Annotated in this window: 7 protein-coding genes; 6 read left to right on the forward strand and 1 reads right to left on the reverse strand. The window is 46.6% G+C overall.

The features are described 5' to 3' along the window. Nucleotides 1-23 precede the first annotated feature (23 nt). A complete protein-coding gene (locus BLQ17_RS18660) occupies nt 24-704 on the reverse strand; it encodes a LexA family protein (RefSeq protein WP_092225634.1) in 681 nt (226 codons plus the stop codon). Between the two features lie 120 nt (nt 705-824). On the opposite strand from BLQ17_RS18660, the gene BLQ17_RS18665 reads away from it, so the two are divergent. From BLQ17_RS18665 to BLQ17_RS18695, 6 genes are all read left to right on the forward strand, one after another. Beyond that, on the forward strand, nt 825-1,022 hold the full coding sequence (locus BLQ17_RS18665; RefSeq protein WP_092225636.1) for a hypothetical protein: 198 nt from the start codon (nt 825-827) through the stop codon (nt 1,020-1,022). Between the two features lie 100 nt (nt 1,023-1,122). After that, the gene (locus tag BLQ17_RS18670; protein WP_092225638.1) at nt 1,123-1,590 is read left to right on the forward strand and encodes a hypothetical protein; all 468 of its coding nucleotides are present in this window, start codon (nt 1,123-1,125) and stop codon (nt 1,588-1,590) included. Continuing rightward, a complete protein-coding gene (locus BLQ17_RS18675; protein ID WP_092225640.1) occupies nt 1,587-1,814 on the forward strand; it encodes a hypothetical protein in 228 nt (75 codons plus the stop codon). Before BLQ17_RS18670 ends, BLQ17_RS18675 begins: the two co-directional genes overlap by 4 nt. A 500-nt stretch (nt 1,815-2,314) precedes the next feature. Beyond that, nucleotides 2,315-2,503 (forward strand): hypothetical protein, encoded by a 189-nt coding sequence (locus tag BLQ17_RS18685; protein ID WP_092225643.1) that lies wholly within the window; start codon nt 2,315-2,317, stop codon nt 2,501-2,503. Between the two features lie 15 nt (nt 2,504-2,518). Next, nucleotides 2,519-3,379: a PD-(D/E)XK nuclease-like domain-containing protein gene (locus BLQ17_RS18690; RefSeq protein ID WP_092225645.1), complete on the forward strand. Its 861-nt coding sequence runs from the start codon at nt 2,519-2,521 to the stop codon at nt 3,377-3,379. Between the two features lie 11 nt (nt 3,380-3,390). Then, a partial coding sequence (locus tag BLQ17_RS18695) for a recombinase family protein (protein WP_092225647.1) occupies nt 3,391-4,610 on the forward strand: 1,220 nt, incomplete at its 3' end.

Below are 4,610 nucleotides of genomic sequence, written 5' to 3' on the forward strand. Positions count from 1 at the left end.
CCCCATACCCTAGCCAGACGACCTTAATATTTCTTCCTCTTCTCCACAACCACGCCAACAATATGCAGTTCTTTCCCAGTCATATCGATCACTGGATAGCGCTCATTTAACGGTTTGAGGTAAACGTTGCCTCCGTCGATTATCAGTTGCTTGAACGTAGCCTCTTCACTACCATTCTTCACGATCACATACTTTCCGTTGATCGCTTCAACGCCTGGATCAACAGTTACTATGTCACCCTCGGAAAATTCTGGCGTCATGGAGTCACCACGGATTTTGAGCGCAAACGCGTGAGGATGGTTTGTTTCAACGGTGATAATCCACTCATCTGAGTCTCCGGGTTGAAACGGGTCTTGCACTTCCTGCCAAGATCCGGCCTGCACCCAGGATATGACAGGTATCTGCTTTTGCGGGTGATGTGGTAGTGGGGCCGGTTCTACGTTTGAATCGGCAACTATTTGTCTTTGAGAGGCATCATCAATATCAAGCGATACTCCAAACATTGACCCATTACCTGTAAGCAACCATTCTTTGTTACATCCTGCTGCTGCTGCAATTTTCCTAATAGTGTTTGCTCTTGGTTTGCGCTTTCCATTTATCCATAAGCTAACAGAAGACTTGTCAACCTTAGCATAATTCACCAAATCCGCATTACTCCAACATTTTGCCTCTAGAAGAGCAGATAATCTTTCATTGAATTTCATAAAATTGACATTTGTTTGTTTTTGAAGTTGACATATGTTTGCGTTCTGGATATATAATTAAACAACAGACGCAAACAATAATACAACACAAAGCAACACAAAAGCAATAAGGGGCACGCAATGAATTCTATCTGCCGAAGAATGTGGGACAAAAACCTGACAATGAGAAAATGGTCTGAACTGAACGGATTTAACCACAGGTATGTCCAGGTTGTTATTTCCGGCAAACGAGGCTCGTGGAATGCCGGTAAAGCAAAAAAGATCAAGCAGGCCCTTATTGATCAAGGATTTGCAACAAAGGAAGAGGTGTATCAGTAACTGTTTACGACACACTGGTCCTAACATCTTTTGTATGTAATCTGGAAAAGTCGTTTTCATACCAGCAACTCTAAGCAGGGAAAGAGAAAGAGAAATGTCAATGAACGAACCCAATTTGCAACCCTGGCAGATATTTCACATAGCTCTGAAGGCATTTGGCCCAAAGATCATATCTGCCTGTTTTGGTAACAAGGCGTCAAAGTATTCACGATCAGGTTACGACTGGGCGCAGGACCCTACATATACGACTAAGCGCTGCCGCAATCCGCTCGAAATGACTCATGACTTTTTCAGCCGACTTGTTGCTGCCGGTTACGGGTATGTGGTGAGGTCAGCAATACGATACCTGGAAACAACACTTGAGCCAGATCTGAAAATTCCTTCACCGAAACGGATTTTATCAACAGTGGAAAAGGAGATGCTCGCAGATTACCCGGCTCTCAACGCGTACCATCAAGCGATTAAAGACGATTGTCAAATCGAAAAGATAAAAGCCTGTGAGCAAGAGGCAATAGACGAGATCCGTAGAACCACCATCAAGGTCGAACAGGAACGAGGACAACAATGAAACCACTTCCCCAAGCGGCCATAACCGCCGATAAACTCAGGAGAATGGCAAAGGAGCTTATTCTCCAGGCAGAAGAGCTTGAGGTAGCATCTGGCGTGAATGAATACCAGCCGACACGCCATGTTGAGTTTGAGTTTTCGCCGAAAAAATTGAAGGAACGAAAAGTAGGAGCTGGAAGGCAGCAACAAAAAAAGACTCGTAAAGAGAAAATATCAAAAAACTAAAAGGAGATGAATATGGAAAACGCCCTGACAGTAATACCAAAAGAAAAGAGCCCATTGACGGCAATCAATGAGCTCGGTCCCCGAGACAACGGGAATGTTCAAAAGACAACACGAAATATAATCCTGGATCAGTGTAATGGCAAGGTGAATTACCACCTGATCAGGGCGCTGTTGAAGATCATTCTGGTTCAGCAAAGATTTATTTTTGCAACATATCGACAACCAGGGGCAGTGGTGATCCCTGATGTGTGTAGCCAGAGGCCTACTCCTCCTCGACATGTTTTTCGTTCAGGCATGTTGTCGAATGGCTGTCGAGCTGCAGCACACACGGCAAAAAGGGTGTGCCGGTCCACTCTCAATCACCTCAGATCGGAAACGTTTTTTACAGGAGCATTGAAGGTGTTTTTTGAAACAGCGGTTTGGATAGTCGTGACCCTTGGGTGTGTGTACGCCTTTCTGTATCAACTTGCTGAATACGGCTGGTAGGGGAGGGGGGAACCATGACTCGTGAAGAAGCAATAAAACACATCGAGATGCTTTTCCCGGCCGACAGCGAATACTCTCATTCCCGGGAAATTGGCAAGCGATTGTTGAAACAGGCAAAAGAAGAGCTCGAGGGGTGGCGCAGTGAATCTACACCGGTACTGGTCAGGTATGCGCAGCTTTGCATTGAAATGGAAAACTTGTAGGGGGAGGGATACAAAATGAAACAAATCGAACCAGGAATATACAGAGATATAGACAACAACACCTATCATTCAAGTGTAGGGATAAGTAAATCCGGCCTTGATCTTATAGCTAAGTGTCCGGCGCTCTATAAAAACCGGTATATCGACGGCAACCGGCCGGAGCCTACCAAACCTATGATCATCGGTTCTGCTACCCATACAGCGGTGTTTGAGCCTGAACTGTTTACCAAGGAATATGCAGTAGCACCGCAAGTAAACAGGCGCACGAAAGAAGGTAAAGCGGCTTATGCTGCCTTTCTTGAAGAGAGTGAGGGGAAAACGGTACTTACCGCCGAAGATAACGAACAGATCTCTGCCATTGCCGGAGCTGTCAGAAATCACCCTCTTGCCGCAGCAATCCTCGAGGAAGGTGAGGCAGAAACCTCTATTTATCATCTGGAAGAATTTTCAGGAGAACTGGTCAAGGTTCGTCCTGACTGGATGCACCAGGACCTGATTGTCGATCTGAAAACCACCGATAAGGCCGGACCAGAGGATTTTTCTCGGTCCTGCTTCAACTTCCGTTACTACGTCCAGGCCGGGCTTTATCTTGATATGGCAAACGCGGCATTCCGAAAAGATCTCGGCCATGACCGTTTTAATAACTTCCTCTTCATCGTCGTTGAAAAATCAGAACCGTATCAGGTCGCGGTCTACTTCGCGGATCCTGAAATGATCGATATGGGCAGGGCCGAATATCAGCAGAACCTTGATCTTTATGCAAGGCTGAAGCGTGAAAATCAGTGGCCCGGGTACAACAACGACAAGATTGTTCCTATCGCCCTGCCCTACTGGGCTGCCAACAGGATAGGAAATCAACCGGAAATTTATAATTAAGGAGAAAAGTCATGACTGAAAATATGCCAGTAGTAATTCAGCAACAATCGGTACCGCAAAATTCATTGTTCCTTGATGTCACAGCATTCGAGAACAGCCAGAGGATGGCTAAAACCTTGGCTATGAGCAAACTCGTGCCACAGGCGTTCAGGATAGACAGGGAAGAAATCAAAGCGATCCGCAAGGATCTTGAAGAAAATGGGATTACGGAAGAGGCGCAAATCAAGCTGTACGTTGATGATTATAGAAACGGCAAACTCGCTGATTGTATCGTTGCCCTTGAACTTGCAATGCGAATAGGCGCAAGCCCCATGGCCGTTTTGCAGAACACTTATATAGTCCATGGAAAGCCTGGTTATTCGGCCACTTTCATCATTGCGATGATCAACAGTTGCGGTCGGTATTCCCCACTGCGTTTCGAGTTTACCGGCGATGGTGACGAGCGAACGTGCGTTGCATGGGCAAAAGAACTTGCTACCGGAGATAGACTCGATGGCCCAGCGGTATCTATATCTATTGCAAAAAAAGAAGGATGGTTTGGTAAGCCAAAGTCTAAATGGCAGACGATGCCTGAACTCATGCTCCGGTACCGGGCAGCTACCTTTTTTGGCCGGATGTATGCCCCTGAGCTCCTTATGGGGATGCGGTCTGTTGAAGAACTGCGAGATATACCGGATGAACGCCAGGAGCAACAGCCAGCAAAAAACGTTGCTAACGATCTGAACAGCAGATTCTCCAACGCCAAAAAGCAGGAAGAAGCAAAACCTGAACCCGAAAAAACGAAACCTGCGCCTAAGGTAAAAAAAGAGCCGGAAACAAAACAGGAACCGGCGCCGGCTCCTGAAAAGAAAATCAAACTTCGCCTGCCGGCAAATGTAAAGAACCTTATTAACGGAATAGCTGAGATATCCGATCTGAAAACCATGGAACTCTGGATGTCTGGGGCCGATGAAGTCATTAATCGTGAACTCGAGCACGATGACGACAAGGCCGAGGTTCGTGCGTTCGCCGAGGAACATCACGCAGAATTGACTGCGGCTGCTGCCAAGGGTGATCAGCCGGCTGATAACGATGCGGTCAAGAAGGAAACTGCCAAGATCGACAAACTGAAGACTCCAATCGAAATTGATAAGTGGCGGCACGCCAATGCAGAGCGCATCCAGTCCTCATACGACGAAAAAACCTCCGACGCGATCCTGGACCACGCTGCATACGTATACGACATTTTGAG

Origin of the sequence: Desulforhopalus singaporensis (genome assembly GCF_900104445.1) — a bacterium.
Classification (GTDB): domain Bacteria; phylum Desulfobacterota; class Desulfobulbia; order Desulfobulbales; family Desulfocapsaceae; genus Desulforhopalus_A; species Desulforhopalus_A singaporensis.

What these genes read in the sequence shown, in the direction of transcription:
- BLQ17_RS18690 (WP_092225645.1), top strand. Translation starts at nt 2,519, where the DNA reads ATGAAACAAATCGAACCAGGAATATACAGAGATATAGACAACAACACC.
- BLQ17_RS18675 (WP_092225640.1), top strand. Translation starts at nt 1,587, where the DNA reads ATGAAACCACTTCCCCAAGCGGCCATAACCGCCGATAAACTCAGGAGA.
- BLQ17_RS18665 (WP_092225636.1), top strand. Translation starts at nt 825, where the DNA reads ATGAATTCTATCTGCCGAAGAATGTGGGACAAAAACCTGACAATGAGA.
- BLQ17_RS18670 (WP_092225638.1), top strand. Translation starts at nt 1,123, where the DNA reads ATGAACGAACCCAATTTGCAACCCTGGCAGATATTTCACATAGCTCTG.
- BLQ17_RS18660 (WP_092225634.1), bottom strand. Translation starts at nt 704, where the DNA reads ATGAAATTCAATGAAAGATTATCTGCTCTTCTAGAGGCAAAATGTTGG.
- BLQ17_RS18685 (WP_092225643.1), top strand. Translation starts at nt 2,315, where the DNA reads ATGACTCGTGAAGAAGCAATAAAACACATCGAGATGCTTTTCCCGGCC.